The organism is Nocardia terrae (assembly GCF_009760405.1).
Classification (GTDB): Bacteria; Actinomycetota; Actinomycetes; order Mycobacteriales; family Mycobacteriaceae; genus Nocardia; species Nocardia terrae.
On sequence record NZ_WRPP01000001.1, the window covers coordinates 1,598,473 to 1,620,804 of the forward strand.

At 69.7% G+C, this 22,332-nt stretch carries 21 protein-coding genes; 12 read left to right on the forward strand and 9 right to left on the reverse strand.

From position 1 onward, the window contains the following. Positions 1-6: 6 nt before the first annotated feature. On the forward strand, positions 7-420 hold the full coding sequence (locus GPX89_RS07360) for a VOC family protein (protein ID WP_157355863.1): 414 nt from the start codon (positions 7-9) through the stop codon (positions 418-420). On the opposite strand, the gene GPX89_RS07365 is transcribed toward GPX89_RS07360, so the two are convergent. Further along, positions 417-854, reverse strand: a complete 438-nt coding sequence (locus GPX89_RS07365) for a hypothetical protein (protein ID WP_157355864.1) — start codon at positions 852-854, stop codon at positions 417-419. The two genes, GPX89_RS07360 and GPX89_RS07365, sit on opposite strands and share 4 nt — an antisense overlap. A gap of 269 nt (positions 855-1,123) precedes the next feature. On the opposite strand from GPX89_RS07365, the gene GPX89_RS07370 reads away from it, so the two are divergent. Then, complete coding sequence (locus tag GPX89_RS07370) at positions 1,124-2,458, forward strand: DUF4192 domain-containing protein (protein ID WP_157355865.1); 1,335 nt, start codon at positions 1,124-1,126, stop codon at positions 2,456-2,458. 7 nt (positions 2,459-2,465) lie between these two features. On the opposite strand, the gene galE is transcribed toward GPX89_RS07370, so the two are convergent. Together galE and GPX89_RS07380 are read right to left on the reverse strand one after the other, a co-directional pair. Further along, positions 2,466-3,449 carry a UDP-glucose 4-epimerase GalE gene (gene galE, locus GPX89_RS07375; protein ID WP_328601589.1) on the reverse strand — a complete coding sequence of 328 codons (984 nt, stop codon included), beginning with the start codon at positions 3,447-3,449 and terminating at the stop codon, positions 2,466-2,468. 3 nt (positions 3,450-3,452) lie between these two features. After that, positions 3,453-4,139 carry a metal-dependent transcriptional regulator gene (locus GPX89_RS07380; RefSeq protein ID WP_328601590.1) on the reverse strand — a complete coding sequence of 229 codons (687 nt, stop codon included), beginning with the start codon at positions 4,137-4,139 and terminating at the stop codon, positions 3,453-3,455. Between the two features lie 219 nt (positions 4,140-4,358). Here GPX89_RS07380 and GPX89_RS07385 point away from each other — a divergent pair, with 219 nt between their 5' ends. The 7 genes from GPX89_RS07385 to GPX89_RS07415 all read left to right on the forward strand — a co-directional run bounded on the left by GPX89_RS07385 (position 4,359) and on the right by GPX89_RS07415 (position 13,401). Continuing rightward, positions 4,359-5,597 (forward strand): acetoin utilization protein AcuC, encoded by a 1,239-nt coding sequence (locus tag GPX89_RS07385; RefSeq protein ID WP_157355866.1) that lies wholly within the window; start codon positions 4,359-4,361, stop codon positions 5,595-5,597. A gap of 169 nt (positions 5,598-5,766) precedes the next feature. Next, positions 5,767-8,481 (forward strand): bifunctional acetate--CoA ligase family protein/GNAT family N-acetyltransferase, encoded by a 2,715-nt coding sequence (locus tag GPX89_RS07390; RefSeq protein ID WP_407939361.1) that lies wholly within the window; start codon positions 5,767-5,769, stop codon positions 8,479-8,481. Between the two features lie 97 nt (positions 8,482-8,578). Beyond that, a complete protein-coding gene (gene ppc, locus GPX89_RS07395) occupies positions 8,579-11,341 on the forward strand; it encodes a phosphoenolpyruvate carboxylase (RefSeq protein ID WP_328601591.1) in 2,763 nt (920 codons plus the stop codon). Between the two features lie 130 nt (positions 11,342-11,471). After that, positions 11,472-11,942, forward strand: coding sequence for a hypothetical protein (locus tag GPX89_RS07400; RefSeq protein ID WP_157355867.1), 471 nt, complete (start codon positions 11,472-11,474; stop codon positions 11,940-11,942). Positions 11,943-12,001: 59 nt separating this feature from the next. After that, a complete protein-coding gene (locus GPX89_RS07405; RefSeq protein WP_157355868.1) occupies positions 12,002-12,358 on the forward strand; it encodes an ArsR/SmtB family transcription factor in 357 nt (118 codons plus the stop codon). Continuing rightward, a complete protein-coding gene (locus tag GPX89_RS07410) occupies positions 12,358-12,801 on the forward strand; it encodes an SRPBCC family protein (protein WP_157387142.1) in 444 nt (147 codons plus the stop codon). The genes GPX89_RS07405 and GPX89_RS07410 overlap by 1 nt, the downstream gene beginning before the upstream one ends. A gap of 63 nt (positions 12,802-12,864) precedes the next feature. Then, positions 12,865-13,401: an SRPBCC family protein gene (locus GPX89_RS07415; protein WP_157355869.1), complete on the forward strand. Its 537-nt coding sequence runs from the start codon at positions 12,865-12,867 to the stop codon at positions 13,399-13,401. On the opposite strand, the gene GPX89_RS07420 is transcribed toward GPX89_RS07415, so the two are convergent. After that, a complete protein-coding gene (locus GPX89_RS07420; RefSeq protein WP_157355870.1) occupies positions 13,398-14,849 on the reverse strand; it encodes an MDR family MFS transporter in 1,452 nt (483 codons plus the stop codon). The two genes, GPX89_RS07415 and GPX89_RS07420, sit on opposite strands and share 4 nt — an antisense overlap. 139 nt (positions 14,850-14,988) lie before the next feature. Between GPX89_RS07420 and GPX89_RS07425 the strand changes: the two genes are divergently transcribed. Next, positions 14,989-15,564 (forward strand): TetR/AcrR family transcriptional regulator, encoded by a 576-nt coding sequence (locus GPX89_RS07425; RefSeq protein ID WP_328601592.1) that lies wholly within the window; start codon positions 14,989-14,991, stop codon positions 15,562-15,564. On the opposite strand, the gene GPX89_RS07430 is transcribed toward GPX89_RS07425, so the two are convergent. Next, on the reverse strand, positions 15,554-16,405 hold the full coding sequence (locus tag GPX89_RS07430; RefSeq protein WP_157355871.1) for an SDR family oxidoreductase: 852 nt from the start codon (positions 16,403-16,405) through the stop codon (positions 15,554-15,556). The two genes, GPX89_RS07425 and GPX89_RS07430, sit on opposite strands and share 11 nt — an antisense overlap. A gap of 86 nt (positions 16,406-16,491) precedes the next feature. Between GPX89_RS07430 and GPX89_RS45780 the strand changes: the two genes are divergently transcribed. Then, complete coding sequence (locus tag GPX89_RS45780) at positions 16,492-17,304, forward strand: helix-turn-helix domain-containing protein (protein ID WP_198347288.1); 813 nt, start codon at positions 16,492-16,494, stop codon at positions 17,302-17,304. Positions 17,305-17,475: 171 nt separating this feature from the next. Here the strand turns inward: GPX89_RS45780 and GPX89_RS07440 are convergent, their stop codons facing one another. Continuing rightward, positions 17,476-17,871: a winged helix-turn-helix transcriptional regulator gene (locus tag GPX89_RS07440; protein ID WP_157355872.1), complete on the reverse strand. Its 396-nt coding sequence runs from the start codon at positions 17,869-17,871 to the stop codon at positions 17,476-17,478. Between the two features lie 74 nt (positions 17,872-17,945). Between GPX89_RS07440 and GPX89_RS07445 the strand changes: the two genes are divergently transcribed. Next, a complete protein-coding gene (locus GPX89_RS07445) occupies positions 17,946-18,779 on the forward strand; it encodes an SDR family NAD(P)-dependent oxidoreductase (RefSeq protein ID WP_157386476.1) in 834 nt (277 codons plus the stop codon). Here GPX89_RS07445 and GPX89_RS07450 read toward each other — a convergent pair. The 3 genes from GPX89_RS07450 to GPX89_RS07460 all read right to left on the reverse strand — a co-directional run bounded on the left by GPX89_RS07450 (position 18,772) and on the right by GPX89_RS07460 (position 22,311). Then, complete coding sequence (locus GPX89_RS07450) at positions 18,772-19,146, reverse strand: hypothetical protein (protein WP_157386477.1); 375 nt, start codon at positions 19,144-19,146, stop codon at positions 18,772-18,774. The genes GPX89_RS07445 and GPX89_RS07450 overlap by 8 nt on opposite strands. 283 nt (positions 19,147-19,429) lie before the next feature. After that, the gene (locus GPX89_RS07455; RefSeq protein ID WP_157386478.1) at positions 19,430-20,398 is read right to left on the reverse strand and encodes a sigma-70 family RNA polymerase sigma factor; all 969 of its coding nucleotides are present in this window, start codon (positions 20,396-20,398) and stop codon (positions 19,430-19,432) included. Positions 20,399-20,793: 395 nt separating this feature from the next. Beyond that, positions 20,794-22,311 carry a DUF7782 domain-containing protein gene (locus tag GPX89_RS07460; protein ID WP_157386479.1) on the reverse strand — a complete coding sequence of 506 codons (1,518 nt, stop codon included), beginning with the start codon at positions 22,309-22,311 and terminating at the stop codon, positions 20,794-20,796. Positions 22,312-22,332: the final 21 nt, after the last annotated feature.

Sequence of the window (22,332 nt, forward strand, 5' to 3'; positions counted from 1 at the left end):
ACGACCATGCTGCGTGGAATGGCTACCGTCAACTACTTCGCCGACGATCTCGAGGCCGCCAAGGACTGGTACAGCGAATTGCTCGGCGTCGCACCGTACTTCACCGTGCCGGGCGGCTACTACGAGTTCCGCATCGGCGACTACCAGGCCGAACTCGGGATCATCAACCGCAAGTTCGCGCCCTCGCACCCGGACGTGCCCGGTGGCCAGATCGTGAACTGGCATGTCGACGATGTGGCGGCGACCTTCGCGCGGCTGCTCGAACTCGGGGCCACGGTGTACGAGCCGATCATCGAACGCGGTGAGGGGACCGGATTCGTGACCGCCTCGGTGGTGGACCCGTTCGGCAATGTGCTGGGCATCATGTCCAACCCGCACTACCTCGAGATCCTCGCGAAGGGCCGTCCCGAACAGTCCTAGCTCGTGGAGCCCGACGAGCCCGTGGGCAGCAGGCCCGAGGAGCCGGTGCCGCCGGTGGACGGTGCCGGCGCGGTCAGGGTGTAGCCGATCGAGGCGGTCGAGCTGTCCTGTGCGGCGCTGATCGTGTAGGTGCCGTAATCCTGCGGCACCCAGGTGACCTGCGCGGTCGCGAAGCTGGGGTCCCAGCTGTCGTTGACCGGAACGGCGTAGCCGATGACGGTGCCGTTCACGGACACGGTCACCTGGTCCAGGCGGTTGTCGCCGATCAGCCGGACCCGCACGTAGCACGCCTTGCCCGGCGCGCACTGCTGGCTGTCCGACACATTGTCCACGCGGACCTGGCTGGTGTCGGCGCTCGCGGTCGGGGCCAGCAGCGCGGGCACCGCCGCCGCGGTCAGCGCGGCCGCCGCGGCGGTGAATGTCGTGCTCTTCATTGCACGCGATACTCCTTCCGGCACTTCGGATGACGAGTGCCGAGCCGGACTGTAACAGCGAGAACCCGGCTTTTCGGGCAAAATGAAATGAATCCATTTCAAGTGGGGTGTGCACGATAACAACTGCCACCGACAGTGGCGGCCCGCGGCGACCGAAGCCGCGCCGAATACTCCACAGCGCGCCGGACGGCCGCGAAAGATCCACAGGCCCAGTGAAACTCCAGGTCGGGCTCGGGAGCCGGTCGGCGTCTCGGCGCAGGCTCGATCGCATGACAGCCCCACTCGAACCCACGCCTCCCGACTCCTCCGCGCCCGGCTGCGACCCTCGCGGCCTGTCCGGCCGACCGCCGCTGGCCGATACGCCTGCCGGAGACATCGACCCGTTCGAATCCACGCAGGCCGAACCTCGGGAGGTCCGCGAACCCACCAGGCGGATCGAGTCCCGGCGACCCCTGCCACCTCCGTCCCCGGCGAACTCGGCCGGGGGCTGCGAGGATCCGCCGTCGGAGGAGCCCGAGGAGCCCGAGCCGCGGCTGCGGTCGCCCGGCGATCTGATCGCCGCGGTACCGGCCATGCTCGGGTTCATGCCCGCGCAGTCGCTGGTGGTGATCGTGCTGGCGGCCGACCCGCGAGCACCGGGCGTCCTCGCCGTCGAGATGGTGGCCCGGATGGATCTGGACGGTCCGGGCCGAGCCGCGACCGGCATCCTGGTCGATCAGGTCGCGGGCATCTGCGTGCGGCACCGGGCGGTGGCGGCGCTGGCGCTCATCGTCGACGACCGAGCGACGGAGCCGGAGCGCAGACACCGCGGTGTCCATGGACGCAGGCATCGCGATCTCGTTGCGGCCCTGGAACATCGGCTCCACGCCGACGCCGTGCCGCTCACGGGTGCGTGGGCGGTCCGTGCCATCGGTGCGGGACTGCCGTGGTGGAGTCTGTCCGAGTCCTCCTCGCGAGGACCGCAACCCGACCCGGCCACCTCGATGGTGACAATGCGGCACGTGCTCGACGGGCGGCCACTGCGCGGATCCCGCAAGGAGCTGACCGATCTGCTGGCCGTCGACCAGGTGCTGTGCGCCGCGACGTCGGCTGCCATGGAGATCGCGGTCGTCGCCGCGTCCCAGCGGTCGGCGCGCCTGGTGCGGCACTGCGATCCGAAGGCACAGTTGCGGTTCGAGCTGTGCCGGGTGCTGCGATACGTGGAACTGGTCGAGTCCGGCGCTCGGCTGACGCCTGGTCAGCTGGCCGAGGTGTCGGTGGCCCTGCGCGACAAGTCCCTGCGCGACATCATGTTCGGGCTCGCGCCCGGCACCCGCGCGGACAGCGCCGAGGCGACATGGCTGCAATTGGCGCGGGCGCTGCCGGATCCGGATCGCGCCGAAGCGGCCGCGCTGCTGGGCTATTGCGCCTACGTGCGCGGCGACGGACCGCTCGCGGGTGTGGCACTGGACGCCGCGCTGTCAGCGGATCCGGAGCATCGGATGGCGAATCTGCTCGAATACGGCCTGCGCTTCGGAATGCACCCGGAACGGCTGCGCGAGATCGCCGAGTCCGGCCGCGAGGCCGCCGCCGGACTCGGCGTCGACCTCGGGCCGGAGCGATGAAGCGCGGTCAGCGGCGCGCGGAGTGCGCGCGATCGCCCAGGGAACGCAGGAAATCCCAGGCGTCGGAGACGATCTCGTCGAGATCGGTGTGCTCGGGCCGCCAGCCGAGTTCGGCGATGGCCTTCTCGGAGGAGGCCACCAGCACGGCCGGGTCGCCGGCGCGGCGCGGGGCGTCCACCTTGTTGATCGGCAGGCCGGTCACCCGCTCGCACGCCGAGATGACCTCGCGCACCGAGAAACCGGTGCCGCTGCCCAGATTGAAGATGCGATGCGTCCCCGGCTGCGACTGGGCCAGCGCCTGCAGATGCGCCTGGGCCAGATCGCGGATGTGGATGTAGTCGCGCACCGCGGTGCCGTCCGGCGTCGGGTAGTCGGTGCCGAACACCGAGATGGACTCGCGCTGACCCAGCGCGGTCTGCAACACCAGGGGGATGAGATGGGTTTCCACCACACGGTTCTCGCCGAGCCCGGCGTACGCGCCGGCCACATTGAAGTAGCGCAGGCTGGTCGCGGCCAGCCCGTGCGCGGCGGCGTAGGAGGTGATGGCGTAGTCGATGGACAGCTTCGACGCGCCGTAGGGGTTGGTCGGCTGCTTGGGGGCGTCCTCGACGATCGGCACCTGCTCGGGCTCGCCGTAGACGGCCGCCGTGGAGGAGAAGACCAGGCGCGGGGTGCCCGCGGCGCGCATCGCCTCGAGCAGCGCCAGGGTCTTGACCACATTGCCGTGCCAGTACTTCTCCGGCGCCACCACCGACTCGCCGACCAGCGACTGGGCCGCGAAATGCAGCACGCCGTCGAAGGATTCGGCGGCGATGAGCTCGACGCCCGCCGTGGCGATATCGCCCTCGACGAACTTGGCCCCGGCCGGGACGCCGTCGGCATTGCCGGTGGACAGATCGTCGACGACCACGACCTCGTGGCCGTCCTCGAGCAGAACCTGCGCGCAGACGCCACCGACGTAGCCGGCGCCTCCGGTAACCAGAAGCTTCACGTATCAGACCAACTTCACCTGGACGGCGTGCGCCATCTCGTCGGACAGTTCGAATCCCTCATGACCGGGCACCGAGATGACCACCGCGCCCGGCTTGGTCTCCACGGTGACGCGCGCGTCGGGGACGACGCCGGCCTCGCGGAGCTGGTTGATGGTCTCCGGATCGGTCTGGATGTGCTCGGACAGCCGGCGCACCACGACCGCCTGCGCCTGCCCGTTGGGCAGATCGCTGAGCCGGACCAGCTTCTCCTCGGCGCCGGAACCGGGCACGATGCCCAGCTCGTCCAGACCGGGAATGGGGTTGCCGTAGGGGGAGGTGGTGGGGTGGTTGAGCACCTCGACCAGGCGCCGCTCGACCTCCTCGCTCATCACGTGCTCCCAGCGGCACGCCTCGGCGTGGACGTTCTCCCACTCCAGTCCGATGATGTCGACCAGCAACCGCTCGGCCAACCGGTGCTTGCGCATCACGGCGACGGCCATCGAGCGGCCCTTCTCGGTCAGTTCGAGGTGGCGATCACCGGCGACGGTGAGCAGCCCGTCGCGCTCCATGCGCGCGACCGTCTGGCTGACGGTCGGGCCGCTCTGCTCGAGGCGCTCCGCGATGCGGGCGCGCAGCGGCGTGACACCTTCTTCCTCGAGGTCGTAAATGGTACGGAGGTACATCTCCGTGGTGTCGACCAGATCTTTCACCTGTTAAACCCCTTCGTCGGCACGAATTCTACCCATGCGCGGCGGCTGCACCGGGCGACAGCTTATTTCGCGAACGCACTGTCAACACCCAGGAGGGACTGCGTGTTCCCTGCGTGTTTCCGGAACGGACAAAGCCGAGCGGCATCCTGCCATCCCGGTACGACAGCATTGCGGTGGCTAAAGCTTACGAACCCCCGCCGACGCATTAGCGTGGCAGGTATGTCTGGCCTAGCTGGTGGCGACGGAACCGTTGTCTGGACCGATAGATTCCTCGACTACACCTGGACCCCGGAGCACCCCATGCGCCCGGCCCGGCTGGAATTCACGATGGCCCTCGCGCAGGGGCTCGGACTGCTCGACGGGGTGGAGCGGCTCACACCGAGCGCGGCCGGGGAATCGGATCTGCTGCGGGTGCACACCCACGACTACATCGAGGCGGTCAAGCACGCTCAGCAGCCGCCCGGCCCGACACCCACCGATCCGCCCTACGGTCTGGGCTCGGCCGACAATCCGGTGTTCCCGCACATGCACGAGGCGGCGTCGGTGATCGTGGGCGGCACCCTGGCCGCCGCCCGGGAGATCGCGGCCGGGCGCACCCGGCGCGCGGTGAGCATCGGCGGTGGCATGCATCACGCCATGCCGGCCTCGGCAGCGGGGTTCTGTGTGTACAACGATGTAGCGGTGGCCATTTCGTGGTTGCTGGACAACGGTTTCGACCGCATCGCCTACATCGACGTGGACGTGCACCACGGCGACGGCGTGCAGCGCGTGTTCTACGGGGACCCGCGCGTGCTGACCGTGTCCATCCACCAGCACCCGGCGACGCTGTGGCCCAATACCGGATGGCCCGAGGAGACCGGCGCGGGCAAGGCCGAGGGCACCGCGATCAACCTGCCGATCATGCCCGGCACCCGGGATCCGCTGTGGCTGCGCGGTTTCCACGCCGTGGTGCCCGGCGCGCTGGCGGCGTTCCGGCCGCAGATCGTGATCAGCCAGTGCGGTGTCGACACCCATCGCGAGGATCCGCTCGCGGATCTCGAACTGAGCGTGGACGGCCAGCGCGCGGCCTTCCTGGCCATGCGTGAGCTGGCGGACCTGTATGCCGAGGGGCGCTGGCTCGCGGTCGGGGGCGGCGGCTACGGCTTGATCCGCGTGGTGCCGCGCGCCTGGACGCACCTGCTGGCCACGGCATTGGACCGCACCATCGACCCGGCCACCGCGACCCCGCCGGAATGGCGTGAGCGCGTGGGCGAATACGCGCCCATGGTGGCCGCGCCCGAGACCATGGGCGACGGCGCGGACACCTCCTACGCGCGCTGGGACGGCCCCGGCGGCGGCCGCGACACCGGTGACGAGCGTGCCGACCGCGCCCGCCGCGCCCTCGATATTTCCGTATTGGCAACGCGCCGGGCGAGTTTCGGCCTGCTCGGCCTGGATCCGGAGGATCCCCGTGACTGACCCCGCCGATCAGACCTCGTCATCCGGGAACGGCAGTGCGCCCCGCGGCGATACGCCCGGGGTCGCCGGTTCCCGCCCGACGCCCGAGTCCGCCCCGGGCGGGGCCGCTCGGTCGGGCGCGGGCGGAACGGCTGACCGGTCCGACTCGGTTGCGGGCCAGGGCGGTTCGGTGGTGCCCGGGGTCGCTGCCGCCGCCTCGACTCCGCCGCTGCCGCCCGATACGCCCGGCACTCCGGTGAATCCGCCTCCGCCGCCGGAACACTGGTTCGCCGACGTGCTGGCCTCCGACGGCGGCGTGGTGCGGCTGCGGCCCATCACGCCCGCGGATGCGGAGGCACTGGAGCGTTTCCACGAGCGGCTGTCGGATCGCACCCGCTATCTGCGGTACTTCGGGCCCTACCCGCGCATGACGCCGAAGGACCTGTATCGCACCACGCACGTGGACTATCGGGATCGGGTCGGGCTGGTGACCGAGCTCGGCGACGAGATCATCGCGGTCGGCCGCTACGAGTTCCTGGCCGATCGGCCCGGGCCGCGCGCCGCGGAGGTGGCGTTCGTGGTGGCCGACGGCCATCAGGGCCGCGGGCTGGGTTCGATCCTGCTCGAGCATTTGAACGGCGCGGCGGCCGAGAACGATATCGAGACCTTCGTGGCCGAGGTGCTGGCCGAGAACAACGCCATGGTGCAGGTGTTCCGCGACGCCGGATATCAGGTGCAGCGCAGCCGGGACGGGTCGGTGCTGCACCTGGAGTTCGCCATCGACCCCACCGAGGCGCTGCTGTCGGTGCGGGACTCGCGGGAACGGGCCTCGGAGGCGCGCAGCGTCGGAAACCTGTTGTCGCCCAAGTCCATCGCGGTGATCGGCGCGACGCCCTCGACCAGCCGGGTCGGCGGCGCGGTGCTGGCCAACCTGCTGTCCGGGGCGTACCAGGGTCCGGTGTTCCCGGTGAACCGCCATCGCACCGCGGTGCGCGGGGTGCGCGCCTATCCGACGGTCCGCGACATCCCCGACGAGGTCGACCTGGCGGTGATCGCGGTGCCCGCCGCCGAGATCGGTTCGGTGCTCGACGATTGCATGGCCAAGGGCGTCAAGGGCCTGGTGGTGCTGACCGCCGGATTCTCCGAATCCGGTCCGCGCGGCTACGAGGCCGAGCGGGAACTGGTCGACGCGGCCCGGGCGCACGGCATGCGGGTGGTGGGTCCGAGCGCGCTCGGCATCGCCAATACCGATCCGTCGATCGCCCTGAACGCGACGCTCGCGCCGGTGCTGCCCGGGCGCGGGCGGATCGGATTCTTCTGCCAGTCCGGACCTTTGGGCGCGGCCATCCTGGGTGAGGCCGCGGCGCGCCAGCTCGGCCTGTCCACCTTCGTGTCCGCGGGCAATCGCGCCGACGTGTCCGGCAACGACCTGATGCAGTACTGGGACAGCGATCCCGACACCGACGTGGTGCTGCTGTATCTCGAGACCTTCGGCAATCCGCGCAAGTTCTCCCGCATCGCGCGCCGGGTGGCGCACACCAAACCCATTGTGGCGGTGAACAGCGGCCGCAATGTGGGGCGCATGGACGGGGACCGGGACCTGGACCGATCGCTGGTGCGCAACTTGTTCGCGCAGGCCGGGATCATCCAGGTCGACTCCATCACCGAGCTTTTCGACTGCGCCATGCTGCTGGCCTACCAGCCGCTGCCCGCGGGCCCGCGGCTCGCGGTGATCGGCAACAGCGCCGCGCTGAGCTGGCTGGCCGTGGACGCGGCCCGCGGCGAGGGCCTCGAGATCGAGGAGCCCATCGATCTGGGTCCGCTGGCGGGCCCGGCCGACTATCTGACCTCGGTCGCCGCGGCCGTGAGCGATCCGGCGGTGGACGCGGTCATCGTGATCTACTCGCCGCCGGTGCCCGCGGCCGTCGCCTCCTTCGCCGAGGCGATCCGCTCGGGCGCCCAATCCGATCCGGACACACCGGTGCTCACCACCTTCGTCGCCGACCAGGGCATGCCGAACCTGCTCGCCACGCGTGGACTCGGCGGCATTCTCGAGCGCGGGTCCATCCCCTCCTTCGGTGATCCGGAGCGCGCGGCGCGGGCGCTGGCGCGGGTGCGGCGTTATGCCGACTGGCGCACCCGGCCGCTCTCGCCGATCGCCCGGCCCGGCGGCGTCGACACGACGCGGGCCCGGGAACTGGTGGCGCAGTGGATGTCCGACGACCCGCACTGGCTGACCGACCTGCAGGCCGCGGAACTGCTGGGCTGCTACGGGATCGCGGTGGTGGAGTTCCGGGACGTGAGCGACGCCGACGCCGCCGTGGCCGCCGCCGAGGAGCTGGGGTATCCGGTCGCGGCCAAGGCGACCGGTGAGATCTGGCGCAACCGGCCCGATCTCACCGGCGTCCGCCTGGATCTGTGGCATCCCGACGAGGTGCGGCGGGCCTTCACCGATCTGGCCGAGATCTCCGGCAATCCGGTGCACATCCAGCGCATGGCCACCAAGGGCGTGGGCTGCACCTTCCGGGCACAGGACGACCCGTCCTTCGGCTCGGTCATCAGCTTCGGCCTGTCGGGCACCATCATCGATCTGCTCGGCGACCGGGTGTACCGGGCGCTGCCGCTGACCGAGGCGGAGTCGGCCGAACTCATCGACGCGCCGCGCGCGGCCCCGCTGCTGTCGGGCAGCGTCGGCGGGCGCGATATCGGCAAGCCGGTGGACAAGGACGCGCTGGCCGAACTGGCGCAACGAATCTCGCGGCTCTGCGACGACCTGCCGGAGGTGCGAGAGTTGCAGTGCGAGCCGGTACTGGCCTCGCCGGAAGGCGCGGCGGTGCTGTACGGACGAGTGCGGATCGGGCCGGAACCCAACAGGTTCGACATCGGTCCGCGCCGAATGGGTTGAGCTCCACAGCTCGAACAACCGGCACGACACAGCTCGAGCGGCCGTCACGACACGGTCCGGGACAGCAGAAGCGACAACGCTTCGGAGAGGTGAACGAGTGCAGTCACACCAGATCGAGACGGCGACCGCGCCGCTGCGCGACGACATCCGCTTCCTCGGCGGAATCCTCGGCGACACCATTCGCGATCACGAGGGCGCGCAGATCTTCGACCTGATCGAGCGGGTCCGGGTGGAGGCGTTCAAGGTGCGCCGCTCCGAGGTCGAGCGCAGCGCCGTGGCGGACATGCTGCGCGACATCGACACTCGCACGGCCATTCACGTGATCCGGGCCTTCAGCCACTTCCTGCTGCTGGCCAATCTGGCCGAGGATCTGCAGCGCGATCGGCGGCGCGCGGTGCACGTCGCGGCGGGGGAGCCGCCGCAGGACTCCAGCCTGGCGGCCACCTACCGCAAGCTCGACGCGATCGGGCCGACCGGGGACACGGTCGCCGATCTGCTCACCGACGCCCTGGTCTCGCCGGTCATCACCGCGCATCCGACCGAGACCCGGCGGCGCACCATCTTCGACGTGCAGGGCCACATCACCGAGCTCATGCGGCAGCGGGGCCGCTACAACCGCTACGAGCCGGAGTTCGCCGAGCTCGAGGTCGACATCCGCCGCCAGGTGCTGCAGCTGTGGCGTGCCGCGTTGATCCGGTTGGCGCGCTTGCGGATCCAGGACGAGATCGAGGTCGGGCTGCGGTACTACGACCTGACGCTGTTCGATGTCATTCCGCGCATCAACGATCAGGTGCGCGCGGCGCTGCGTTCGCGCTGGCCGGGGCACGCGCTGCTGCGGCGTCCGATCCTGCGGCCGGGTTCCTGGATCGGCGGCGACCGCGACGGCAATCCGTTCGTGACCGCCGAGGTGGTGCATCGCGCCACCCACCGGGCGGGTGCGGTGGCGTTCGACCGGTATCTGAAATCCCTGGTGGAACTGGAGAAGACGCTGTCGCAGTCGGCGCGGCTGGTGCCGGTGACCCCGGAGCTCGCGGCCATCGCCGACGCGGGCTACGACGATTCGCCGCAGCGCGCGGACGAGCCGTATCGCCGTGCGATCCGCGGGATCCGGGCGCGGCTGAGCGCCACGGCCTGCCGGTCGCTGGGCGAGATCCCCACCGACGGAATCGACGTCGGCGCGACGCCCTACGAAGGACCGCAGGGGCTGCTGGCCGACCTGAACGCGGTCGACGCGTCCATGCGCGCCTCCGGCGACGGGCTGCTGGCCGACGACCAGCTGGCCGCGCTGCGTGCCGCCGTGGAGACCTTCGGCTTCCACCTGCAGGGCCTGGACATGCGCCAGAACTCCGAATCCCATGAGCAGGTGGTGGCCGAGCTGTTCGCTTGGGCCGGAGTGCATTCCGACTACGCCTCGCTCGACGAGGCCGCGCGCGTGGAGCTGCTCTCGGCGGAGCTGACCACCCGCCGGCCGTTGGTCGGGTCCAACGCCCGGCTCAGCGAGCTGGCCGCCAAGGAGCTCGCGGTGGTGCGCGCGGCCAAGACCGCGCTCGACGATCTGGGCCCGGATACCGTGCCCAACTACATCATCAGCATGTGCACCTCGGTCAGCGACATGCTCGAGGCGGCCCTGCTGTTGAAGGAGGCGGGCATTCTCGATCCGGGCGACGCGGACACCCCGCCGTCGAGCCCGGTCGGCGTGGTGCCCCTGTTCGAGACCATCGACGACCTGCGCCACGGGGCCGAGATCCTCTCCGCCGCCCTGGAAGTGCCCGCCTATCAGCGGCTGGTGGCCGCGCGCGGCATGCAGCAGGAGGTCATGCTCGGCTACTCCGACTCCAACAAGGACGGCGGGTACCTGGCCGCGAACTGGGCGCTGTACCGCGCCGAGCAGAACCTGGTGGACGTGGCCCGCAAGACCGGAATTCGCTTGCGGCTCTTCCACGGTCGCGGCGGCACCGTGGGTCGCGGCGGCGGTCGCAGCTACGACGCCATCCTGGCCCAGCCGGCCGGGGCGGTGCGCGGTTCGCTGCGGCTGACCGAGCAGGGCGAGGTCATCTCCACCAAGTACGCCGACCCGAGCACGGCCTACCGCAATCTGGAGGCGTTGGTCGCGGGCACCCTGGAATCCACCCTGCTCGATGTCGAGGGCTTGGGCGCGGAGGCCGAGCCCGCGTACGAATTGCTCGACGAGCTGGCCGAATCGGCGCGAGTCGCGTACTCGAAGCTCGTCCACGAGACGCCCGGCTTCGTCGACTACTTCCGTGCGTCCACCCCGATCGCCGAGGTCGCGGACCTCAACCTCGGCTCCCGCCCGGCCTCGCGCAAACCCACCAACTCCGTCTACGACCTGCGCGCGATCCCGTGGGTCATGGCCTGGAGCCAGTCCCGGGTGATGCTGCCCGGCTGGTACGGCACCGGCACCGCCTTCGAGCAGTGGATCGGTGACGATCCGGCCCGCCTGGCCACCCTCTCGGACCTCTACCGCCGCTGGCCGTTCTTCCAGACGGTGCTGTCCAACCTGGCCCAGGTGATGGCCAAGGCCGATATGGACATCGCCGCCGCCTACGCCGACCTGGTCCCCGACAAGGCGTTGCGCGACAAGGTCTTCGGCATGATCTGCGACGAGTACTCCCGCACGGTCCGCATGCACGCCGCCATCACCGGCACCGACGAACTCCTCGCCGACAACCCGGCCCTGGCCGAATCGATCCACAACCGCTTCCCGTACCTGGAACCCCTCAACCAACTCCAAGTCGAGCTGCTGCGCCGCCGCCGCGCGGGCGACACCTCCGAACTCGTGGAGCGCGGCATCCTGCTCACCATGAACGGCCTGGCCACCGCCTTGCGAAATTCCGGCTAGCCCCCGCACCCACAATCCTTCTGCCCCAGGAAGATGGGGCAGCAGGGATGTGTGGAATGCAACTCTTTCGCATCATGCGGAAGTTAGTGTTCGGCGACCTCACAGTCGGGGTGTCGAACAGGAGTTCCAGATGAGTTCAAGCAGCATGTTGCGTCGTCGAATCGGTTGGGGTGCATCGAGTTTGATGGCCGCTGTCGCCATGGTCGGGTGGGGCACCGCCGCCGCGTCCGTCCCACAGAGCTATGTGGCGCTACAGGTCCCGGCGCCCGCCGGTGGTTTCGTGGTGGGCACGTCGACGGAGGTCCATGCGAGCGTCCTGGGCACGGGGATGCCCTTCCTCCCGAACATGCAGGTCACTTTCACCGACAACGGCACCTGCTTCGATTCGATGTACCCGCTGAATGTGGACGAGAGCGACGTGCGGGCCACCTGGACCCCGACGACCCCCGGTATCCACACCCTGACCGTGACGCAGGGCGGCGGCTCGGCCACGCAAACGGTCACGGTCGCGGCGGCGCCCGCCGGAACCAAGGTCCCGACCCCGTCGACCCCCGGCTGCGGCGGCAGTGGCAGTGCGGGTTCCGGCAGCTTCGGATCCTGAATTGCGTAGGTGAAGTCCTACGGTTGACAGGTAGGTAAAATCCTACCTATCCTTGGGTCATGCCCTACCGCTTGAAGTCCGGAACCGCTGATCGGGTGTTCGGGGCGCTGGCCAATCCGACGCGGCGCGACATCCTCGAGTTGTTGCTCGAGGGGGAGCAGTCGGTGCAGGTGATCGCCGAGCGCTTCGATATGGCGCGGCCCAGCGTCTCGGAGCATTTGAAGGTGCTGCGGGACGCTGGGCTGGTGGCGGAGGAGAAGCGGGGGCGGCAGCGGTTCTATCGCGTGGAGCCGGATCCGTTGCACGACTTGCAGTCCTGGCTCGATCCGTTCGAACGGTTCTGGCGGGCCCGGCTGCGTGACCTGGGTGCGGTACTGGATGCCATGCCCGATGATCCCGAGGAGAAGGACCGATGATGACCGACGATCTCACCACGATCGAACTCGACCACTTCTATCCGCATCCGCCGGAGAAGGTGTGGCGGGCGCTGACCACCCCGGAGCTCATGGGGCAGTGGATGATGCGGCCGATCGGCTTCGAGCCGGTGGTGGGCAATGTGTTCGAGATGAAGACCCAGCCCATGCCGGGCCAGAACTTCTCCGGCGAGATCCGCGGCGAGGTGCTGGAAGTCGTTGCGCCACAGCTGCTCAGCATCACCTGGAGTGACGCGCGGGCCGAGCGTCCGAGTGGTTGGGTGATCAGCTGGGCGCTGCGGCCGGAAGGGGGCGGCACCCGGATCATGTTCAGCCACAGTGGCTTCGATCCGGACGATCCGATCGCGCAGCGCACCCGCGGCATCATGGGCAAGGGCTGGGGGAGCATGCTCGGCAACCTGGAGGCGGTCATCGCCGCGGCGTAGCCGATTGACGCGGCCCCTCTGCCGACCTATCGTCTGAGACAGTAGGTCGAACGAGGTGGTCCCATGTTGTCCCGTCTGACGCGACGTCCCGCCGAACTCGTGCACACCGCGACCGAGACCGGTGTCCGCGACGAGCTGTCGCTGTTCGTCGCCGCCCCGCCCGAGGCGCTGTGGGATCTCGTCTCCGATGTCACCCAGATGAGCCGTTGGAGCCCGGAAAACCGTGGCGCGCAATGGCTGAGCCCGATCTCCGAACCGGTGCCCGGGGCCTGGTTCCTCGGCTTCAACCGCATCGGCCCGGTCCCGTGGGTCACCCCCTGCGAGGTGACGATCGTCGATCCGCCCCGCCATTTCGAATTCCGCGTCCACCTCATCGGCACCAGCTGGGGCTACCTGCTCGAGCCCGCCGAGGGCGGCACGGTCGTCACCGAATACCGCGAATGGCCCTATGCCGCACCGCTTCTGAAGCTGCTGCGGCTCTCGGGCCCGATCGGCCGCCCCCGTGACAATCTCGCCCTGGACGGGCTGTACCGCTCCATGTATCGCCTCAAGGCGCTCGCGGAAGCGGCACAGCCCGGTCCGGTGTATCGAGACCATTAGCGCTGCGGCACCGGCACTTCGGCCCGGGGTGCGGGCGCGGCGGGCGGACCCGCCTGGCGCAGCGGCACTTCGACGAGGAACAGGGCCGCGATCAGCGCGACCGCGCACAGCCCCGTCGACCAGGTGAAGATGCTGTCGATCCCGGCCGTCACGCCCGCGAGATGCTCGTGCCCGTGCACCTGCCGGTTGAACAGCGCCCCGAACAGTGCGACGCCGAAGGATCCGCCCAGCGTCCGGAACAGCGTCTGCACTCCCGATGCCGCGCCGATGTCCTTCATCTCCACGCTGTTCTGCGCGATGAGCACGGTCATCTGCATGACGAATCCCAGGCCCGCGCCCAGCATTGCCATGTACACGCCCGCGGTGAACCGGCTGGTGTCGGCGCCCATGGTGGCCAGCGCGACGCTGCCCGCGGTGAGCAGCGCCCCGCCCGCGATCGGAAACACCTTGTACCGGCCGGTTTTGCTCATGATCCGTCCCGCGAGCTGCGAGACCACGATGATCGGCACCATCATGGGCAGCAGCAACAGCCCGGAGTTCGACGCCGAGGCGCCCTGCACGGTCTGCTGGAACAGCGGCAGGAAGCTGGTCGCGCCGAACATGGCCGCGCCCACCATGACCGAGACCACCGAGATGAGCGCGAAGTTGCGGTTGGCGAACAGGCTCAGCGGAATGATCGGCTCGGGCGCGCGGGTCTGCGACCACAGGAACGCGGGCAGTCCGACCGCCGCGATCGCGATCACGGTGAGCACCTGCGGTGAACCCCAGGCGTATTGGCTGCCGCCCCAGGTCGCGAGGAGCACGAGGGCGGAGATGGTGACGGTCAGCAGGGCCGCGCCCGGAAAGTCGATCTTGGCTCCGGGCCGCCGCGCGGTCAGGTGCAGGGTGGCCTGGCACCACACGAAGGCGACCAGCCCCAGCGGCAGGTTCAGATAGAACGCCCAGCGCCAGCCGAGGTGATCGGTCACGAAGCCGCCGACCAGCGGCCCGCCGATGGTCGCCAGCGCCATGACCGAGGCGGTCATGCCCATGTATTTGGCGCGTTCGCGCGGCGGGATCAGCTCGCCGATGATGGCGAACGCGCCCGCGGCCAGCCCGCCCGCGCCGATGCCCTGCAGCACGCGGAAACCGATGAGCTGATCCATGTTCTGCGCGGCCCCGGACAGTCCGGAGCCGACCAGGAAGATCGCGATGGAGGCCAGGAAGTTGTTCTTGCGGCCGAACAGGTCGCCGAGTTTGGCCCAGATGGGTGTGGATGCGGCCGTGGCCAGGGTGTATGCGGACACCACCCAGGACAGCCGGTCGAGGCCGCCGAGTTCGCGAACGATCGTCGGCATGGCGGTGCCGACGATCATGTTGTCGAGCATGCCCAGCAGCATCGCCAGCATCACGCCCAACAGGATCCAGCGCACAGTGCGCGGCGCCTGAGCTGTGGTTGTCGAGGTCATAGCGGTCCCTCCCTTCATGCGTCGGAAGTCTGATTCGGACGGCCGAGCGGCGTCCGCGATCCAGAAAACCATAACGACTAAAGAAATTCAACCGATAAGAAAATTGCATGACTTAGGTAACTCTGAGTAAGGTGGGATCGTGACCGGACTCCGAGAGCGAAAGAAGGCCCAGACCCGCAAGGCCCTCGCCGACGCGGCCCTGCGGCTGTTCCTGGAACGCGGCTACGACGCGGTCAGCGTCAAAGAAGTGGCCGAGGCCGCCGACGTTTCGGTGCCCACGCTCTTCGCGCACTTCCCGGACGGGAAGGAATCACTGGTCTTCGACCTGGACGCCGACCGGGAGGCCGCCATGGTCGCCGCGGTCCGCGACCGCGCCCCGGGCACGACCGTGCTCGAGGGCCTGCGCGACGCCTTCCTCGCCTTCCCGCGCCCCCCGGCGGAGGAAGGCGAGATGCGGGATTTCACGCGCCTGATCGAGGAAACCCCCGCGCTGTCCAGCTATTTCCGCAAGATGTGGGGGCGGCACGAGGGTGCGCTGGCCCGAGCCATCGCCGAGGATCTGGGCCGCGCGCCCGACGATGTGGCCGTGGTGTCGTTGGCGCACTTCGTCTTCGGCGCGCTCGAGGTCGCCCGCCGGGGCGAGGATCCGGCGGGCGACCTCGAGCGCATCTTCGAACTGCTCGAAAACGGTTGGGGTGCGATCGTCAGGCCGTGAAGGCCGCCAGGTGATCGCGCACCCAGTCCGCGTAGGTGCGCGGTGCGCGGCCGGTGACGCGCTCGACGTCGCGGGTGACGGTGGAGTTCCCGCCATTGCGGACGAATCTGTTGCCCGCCGACGCGCGCTCGGCGAACCCTTCGGTCCGGCCCGCCGCGACCATTGCCGCCCGCACCTGGTCGAGCGGAATCTCGCTGACCTCGAGCGGACGTCCCAGCGCCTCGCTCAGGATCGCCGCCTGCTCGGGCACCGAGATGGCCTGCGGCCCGGTGGGTTCGTAGATGCGGCCCGCGTGTTCGTCGGAGAGCAGGGCTTCGACGGCCACCGCGGCGACATCGCGCGGATCGACGACACCCTGTGCGCCGGTTCCCGTCATATTGGGCACCGGCTGCCCGGCCTTGATGGGCGCGGCCCAGCTCAGGGTGTTCGAGGCGAAGGAACTCGGCCGCAGGATCGTCCACGCCGCTCCGCTCTCGCTGATCGCCTTCTCCCCGGGCATGTGCCAGGTGGTGAACGGTCCCAGCAGGGTGTCGCCGGTGCCGATGGCCGAGAGTTTCACCAGACGGGGGACACCCGCGTCACGCGCGGCGGCGATCAGCGCGGTATCGGTGTCGCTCGTTTCGATCGAGACCTGCCCGACCAGGAACGCGGCCTGCGCGCCGTCGAAGGCCGCGGCCATGGATTCGGGATCCAGGTAGTCGCCCCGAACCACCTCCACCCCTTCGGGCAGCCGCGCCGCTTCCGGATTCCGCGTCACCGCACGTACTTTCACACCCCGCTCGGCCAACTGCCGGACGACTTCACTGCCGATGGTGCCCGTGGCACCGGTGATTACGATCATGTCCTCAACCCTGCCGACCGGGGTGCCTGTGGCTATAGGAAAAACCGGCACGGTCACGGCCGCCGATCCGGCCTAGAGTTGATCGGGTGACCACCGCGCAAACCCTGACTCCCGTCGTGAACGCCGAGGACCTCGAGCAGTTGCTGTCCCCGCCCGAGGCGCTGCGTCCGTGGATCACCGAAATCGCGCACATCCCGACCGTGACTCGCGGCTCGATGGCCTTCACCCACATCCCGCAGACGCTCACCTCGATCGTGCTGCGCCGGGAAGCCTCCGGCCGCCGGGACGCGCTGGTGGTGGGTCCGCGGACCCGCGCCACCTACGCCAACCCGGACAAGAACGCCGGATGCACCCGAATCCGCCTGGCCCCCGGTGCGTCCCAGTCCTTGCTCGGCATACCGGCCGCCGCGCTCACCGACCGGGTGGTCCTGCTGTCGGAACTGCCCGGACCCGCCGCCGATCTCGCGCAGGCCCTGCTCGAACTCGACCCCGACGACGTGACGCCGTTCCTGGAAGCCGAACTGCCGCACCGCCTCTCCGAGGACGCGGTTCGCCGTGATCACCGCCGCCTGCTGGATTCCGCCGTCGCCGCGATGGGTCCGGGCACGCCGTTGACCGACGTGGCCACCACCCTCGCGGTCAGTGAGCGCCAGCTCCGCAACCTGTTCACCGCCGGAATCGGCGTGTCTCCCAAGCACTACGCGCGCATCGCCCGGGTCCGTCAGGTGCTGGCCGCCGCCGGCAATACTCCGTGGTCCCATGTCGCCATGGCCTCGGGCTATTACGACCAATCGCACATGACCGCCGACTTCCGCTCCCTCATGGGCGTTCCGCCGACCGCCTACTTCCGTGGTGACATTCCGACGCCGACTCCGTGCCAGTCCCTGACCCGGATCTGACCGGCAGCGCGTGTCGTTCCACGATAACGGCCGGTGCGGCGGCAGCACACGGCCGGGCATGAACAGCAGCGGGGCGCTGATGGATGGGTTCCCCGCCACCGCGGGATCGCAGACCGCGCACGGCACGCCGACCCCCGCCCCGGCCGAGGCGACCTGCGGCGGAGGCGGCCGCTAGCCCGAGCGCGCGGCGGTGATCTCGTCGCCGTGCACGACCGCCCAGTCGGCCAGCGCCGACAGCGGGCGCAGCAGTGAGCGACCCAGCGGGGTGAGCGCGTATTCCACGGTCGGGGGCAGCGTGGGAAACACCGTGCGCGTGATCAATCCGTCGGTTTCCAGTGAACGCAGGGTGCGCGTGAGCATTCGCTGGCTGATGCCCTCGATCGCGCGGTGCAGCTCGTTGAAGTGATATGGGTGGCGGCCGAGCAGGACGAGCAGTAGCACGCTCCACTTGTCGCCCACCCGGCGCAGCACATCGGTGACCGGGCAGGCTTCGTGTTCGGCCGCGGGCACCGGGCTCGGCAGTTCGGTGGCCAGCATCGAGGGCACATCCGTGTGCGTATCCGACATGGAAGTGCCTTCTTTCGCCGCTTCCGAACGGTCTCCAGGATCGAGGTGTTCATCTCGAGAGTAATGGAGGAACCATGACGAGAACCGTTGTCGTCAGCGGCGGTACGGACGGGATGGGCCGGGCGTTCGCGCTGGAGCGGCTCGCGCGCGGCGACACCGTCGTCGCGATCGGGAGCAACGCCGCGAAAGGGGAGTCGTTGGCGGCGGCGGCCGGTCCCCATGCCGAGCGGCTGCGCTTCCTGCGCGCCGATCTGAGCTCGACGGCCGAGGCCGAACGCGTGATCGGCGAGATCGGTGAGCACCACGCCGCTCTCGACGCGCTGGTGTTGTTCGCCAATCGGATCAGCCCGCGCCGCGTCGAGACCGCGGAGGGGCTGGAGCACACTTTCGCGCTGTACTACCTGAGCCGGTACCTGTTGTCGCACAGGCTGACTCCGCTGCTCGAACGCGGCACCGATCCGGTGATCGTGAGCGTGGCCGGAGTCGGTGTCACCAAAGGCGCGATCAGCTGGGATGATCCGCAGCTGACCCGCGACTACGGCGCTGTGCGCGCCCAGCTCCAGGCCGGTCGGGCCGCCGATCTGCTCGGCGTCGACTACGCCGAAAGGTTCGGCGCGACCGTCCGGTTCGTGCACTATCACCCCGGCTTCACCCGCAGCGGCGATCTGTCTCCGCTGAACCCGGTGGCGCGCACCCTCATCCGGCTGCTGGCCCGGCTGCGGGCGCGCCCGATAGGGGAGTCGATCGCGCCGATCCACGACTTCCTCGACCACCCGCCGACGCGGCCGCTCACCGCGATCGACCGCGGCCGTGCCCTGCCGTTGTCGCTGCCCACCCTCGACCCCGGGAATGCCCGGCGGCTCGCCGCGCTCACCGAGGAACTGCTGGCGGCCCGGACGGTCAGATGAGGGCGGGGAGGGGCTGGGTTTCGGTCGCGGGATAGACGGATTCGATGACGGCGGTGAGGCGGATGCGGGAGTCGCCGAGGCGGCCGGTGAAGACGCGGCGGCCCGCGGAGGCGTCACGGTCGTCGGTGGCATCGGTCAGGTCGAGGGCGCGGGCCCACGCCAGCAGATGCGTGTTCGATTCGGCGGCAGCGAGATCGGGGTGGACGGTGCCGCAGAATTCGGCGTCGGTGCCGGTGGCGTCCAGGCGCGCGCGGCAGTCCCACATCCAGCTCACCGGGGGTAGCGATGCGCCGCTGACCTCACTCGCGTAGGAGTTCACCAACTGCGACAGGGTGTCGATGGCAACCATCGTCAGCGAATCGGTCACACGGGCCAGATTCCCATCCCCGAGAGCCGGTGGGCGGCAACCTCACTCACGCCCGCGTGTCGGAGCGTGAATTATCCGACATAGGACACAAATGCGCCGGTCGACTCTGCTCGCCCGGAGGGGGACGTACGGGGGAGCGGAATCGACCGGCGTGAATCGGGCCAGCGCCTCGAAGATGGCCCGACGTTGGGGGGTGGAGCCGTGCAGGGGGTTTCGGCTCCACCCGGGTGCGAACTAGCTTGCGGTGTACCTCCGGAACCAGCTTGCTGCGCTTATCCGGGAACTAGCTGGCGTAGGCGCGCAGGCGGTCGGCACGCTCGCCCTTGCGGAGCTTGGACATGACCTCGCGCTCGATCTGGCGGACGCGCTCCCGGGACAGGCCGAAGAGCTTGCCGATCTGGTCGAGGGTGCGGGGCTGGCCGTCGTCGAGGCCGTAGCGCAGGCGGATGACCTGCTGTTCGCGCTCGTCGAGCGTGGCCAGGACGCTGCGCACGTCGCGGTGCAGCAGTCCGGCGATGACCGCGGACTCGGCGGAGGTGGCCTCGGAGTCCTCGATGAAATCGCCCAGCGGAGCCTCTTCGTCATTGCCCACCGGCATGTCCAGCGATACCGGGTCGCGGCTGTGGTCGAGCAGATCGGCGATCTTGTCGACCGGGATGCCGGACTCACGCGACAGTTCCGCGTCGGTGGCCTCGCGGCCGAGCTGCTGGTGCAGTTCGCGCTTGATGCGGGCCAGCTTGTTCACCTGCTCGACCAGATGGACGGGGAGGCGGATGGTGCGGGACTGATCGGCCATGCCGCGCGTGATGGCCTGCCGGATCCACCAGGTGGCGTAGGTCGAGAACTTGAAGCCCTTGGTGTAGTCGAACTTCTCCATCGCGCGGATCAGGCCCAGGTTGCCTTCCTGGATCAGGTCCAGCAGCGGCATGCCGCGGCCGGTGTACCGCTTGGCGAGGGAGACCACGAGGCGGAGGTTCGCTTCGAGCAGATGCTGGCGGGCGGCCTGACCCTCGCGGACGAGGATCGCGAGATCCTTCTTCTTCGCCGCGGACAGTCGCTTGCCCTCTTCCAGCAGGTGCTGAGCATAGAGGCCCGCCTCGATGCGCTTGGCCAGCTCGACCTCGTCGGCCGCCGTCAGCAGCGCCGTCTTACCGATCCCGTTCAGGTACACGCGTACCAGGTCGGCGGCGGGGCTTGCGGCGTCGAGGTCTTGTTCGCTGGTGCGCACGTCAGTGGTGGCGGGGCTTGTCATGACTTGCCTCCTGTCGGTGGTGTCTCGCTCCGTTCAACGGACCCGACTACAGGAAAGTTCCCCGGCGGACCACCGGTAAACCGTGCTTGAGCTGCGGTTTTTACGGCGCACGTCTGAGAAGTTCCTGAGAAGCGCGTATCCTGTGGAACTCGCGCTCCCCGGCGGAGGGCTCTCGGTGTCCGGGTGGTTGCCACCGCCGGACTCGAACTTCCTGACGCGACAAGCGAATACGTGCCACGCACGTGTGAACGGGCCTTGCCCGGGCGTCGAAATTCGAGCAAGGCTTCAAACGATCCGCAGGTCGCCCGCATTCCCGGGGCGTGCCGCATCGATACGCGGGCGACATGCGATCGTGACGGACCTCACCGCCGCTCAGCGGGCGGTTTCGGGAGTTCTCAGCGCGGGTGGACCAGGCCGTGGCGGACCAGACCGGCCACCACGCTCATGGCCGCGGTCTCGAATTCGGGGGTCGCGGCGTCGCCGGTGTCGGAGAACGCCAGCAGCTCGACGAGCTCGCGCAGCGGCAGGCCGTCGGGGCGCATGCCGGCCAGTAGCGCGGCGGTCGGGTCGTCGACCTCGTGCTGCCAGCGCGGCCCGTCGCCGCGGTGCAGGCGGGCGACGACCTGGTTCCAGCCTTCCTCGCCGGGGAGGTAGACGCGCTCGAGCGCGGTGGCCGGATCGACCTCGTAGCGGGAGTCGAGGATGAGGTCGTTGTCGGCGGCCGCGGCGCGCAGCCAGGCCGAGCGCTCGAAGTAGGCCAGCGCCTCGGGGCCCAGCGGGTCGTCGAAGCCGTGCGTGAGGTCCTCGGCGAGCAGTTCGGTCGGGCCGTCGATGGCGCGCAGATAGACGAAGCCGAATCCGATGCCCTCGACCTCGGATTCGCGGAAGGCGTCGAGCCAGCGTTCGGCGCGGGCCTGGGCCGCGCCCTCGCGCGGGTCCAGTCCGGCGTCGCGCAGCCAGGTTCCGACATAGAGGGCGGGATCGGCGATGTCGCGCTGCACGATCCAAGCGTCGATGCCGTGCTCGGGCAGCCAGCTCGCGACGCGGCTGCGCCAGTCCTGGCCCTCGATATGCACCCAGGAGGCGAGCAGGGCCGCGGTGCCGCCGGGGTTCAGCAGGTCCGGAATTCCGGAGATGACCAGTTCGCTCGCGCCGTCGAGATGCAGGCCCGAGTCGCGGTAGGTGTGTTCGACCCGGGCCGGACCGACCACGAACGGGGGATTGGCCACCACCTGGTCGAAGCGGCGGCCCGCCACGGGCTCGAACCAGGAACCTTGCAGCAGTTCGATATCCAGGTTGTTGAGGGCGGCGGTGGCCTCGGCCAGCCAGAGGGCGCGCACGTTGAGGTCGGTGCCGGTGACGGTGCGCCCGTAGGAGGCGGCGTGCACGGCCTGGACGCCGCAGCCGGTGCCGAGGTCCAGGACGGTGCCGACGCGGCGGGTCGGGGTGGCGCGCAGCAGGGACAGCGACGCCTGGCCGACGCCGAGCACGTGATCGGTGTCGAGGCTGCGGCGGCGCATGGAGTCGTCGAGGTCGGAGAGCACCCAGCGGGTGCCCGCGCCCAGATCCAGGGGGCGCAGGTCCAGGGCCGCGCGGATCTCGTCGCCGTCGCGTTCGAGCAGGCCCGCGGCGACGGCGCGGTCGATGCCGACGGGCGAGAGCGCCGCGGCCGCTTCGGGTTCGGTGACCGGGTCGCCGAGCAGGAGCAGACGGACCAGGATGCCGAGTTCGCCGAGGCCGGCGGCGGCGCGGCGGACGGGGACGGGTTCGCCGCGACCCAGGGCGGCGTGGGCGGCGTCGCCTAGCGCCTCGAGGAGGGTGTCCGCGTCGTAGCGGACGCGGGTCAGGGCCGCGCGCAGGTCGGGGGCGAGGTCGGCGAGCAGGGACGAGGTGGTCGTCTGATTCGTCGGCATGAGCAGGAACTCTGCCACCGC

Bases quoted from the DNA above. Each gene is read 5' to 3' on its own strand.
- GPX89_RS07430 (WP_157355871.1), bottom strand. From the start codon at position 16,405: ATGATCGTAATCACCGGTGCCACGGGCACCATCGGCAGTGAAGTCGTC.
- GPX89_RS07400 (WP_157355867.1), top strand. From the start codon at position 11,472: ATGAGTTCAAGCAGCATGTTGCGTCGTCGAATCGGTTGGGGTGCATCG.
- GPX89_RS07415 (WP_157355869.1), top strand. From the start codon at position 12,865: ATGTTGTCCCGTCTGACGCGACGTCCCGCCGAACTCGTGCACACCGCG.
- GPX89_RS07410 (WP_157387142.1), top strand. From the start codon at position 12,358: ATGACCGACGATCTCACCACGATCGAACTCGACCACTTCTATCCGCAT.
- GPX89_RS07360 (WP_157355863.1), top strand. From the start codon at position 7: ATGCTGCGTGGAATGGCTACCGTCAACTACTTCGCCGACGATCTCGAG.
- GPX89_RS07455 (WP_157386478.1), bottom strand. From the start codon at position 20,398: ATGACAAGCCCCGCCACCACTGACGTGCGCACCAGCGAACAAGACCTC.
- GPX89_RS07445 (WP_157386476.1), top strand. From the start codon at position 17,946: ATGACGAGAACCGTTGTCGTCAGCGGCGGTACGGACGGGATGGGCCGG.
- GPX89_RS07420 (WP_157355870.1), bottom strand. From the start codon at position 14,849: ATGACCTCGACAACCACAGCTCAGGCGCCGCGCACTGTGCGCTGGATC.
- GPX89_RS07460 (WP_157386479.1), bottom strand. From the start codon at position 22,311: ATGCCGACGAATCAGACGACCACCTCGTCCCTGCTCGCCGACCTCGCC.
- GPX89_RS07365 (WP_157355864.1), bottom strand. From the start codon at position 854: ATGAAGAGCACGACATTCACCGCCGCGGCGGCCGCGCTGACCGCGGCG.
- GPX89_RS07405 (WP_157355868.1), top strand. From the start codon at position 12,002: ATGCCCTACCGCTTGAAGTCCGGAACCGCTGATCGGGTGTTCGGGGCG.
- GPX89_RS07385 (WP_157355866.1), top strand. From the start codon at position 4,359: ATGTCTGGCCTAGCTGGTGGCGACGGAACCGTTGTCTGGACCGATAGA.
- GPX89_RS07370 (WP_157355865.1), top strand. From the start codon at position 1,124: ATGACAGCCCCACTCGAACCCACGCCTCCCGACTCCTCCGCGCCCGGC.
- GPX89_RS07440 (WP_157355872.1), bottom strand. From the start codon at position 17,871: ATGTCGGATACGCACACGGATGTGCCCTCGATGCTGGCCACCGAACTG.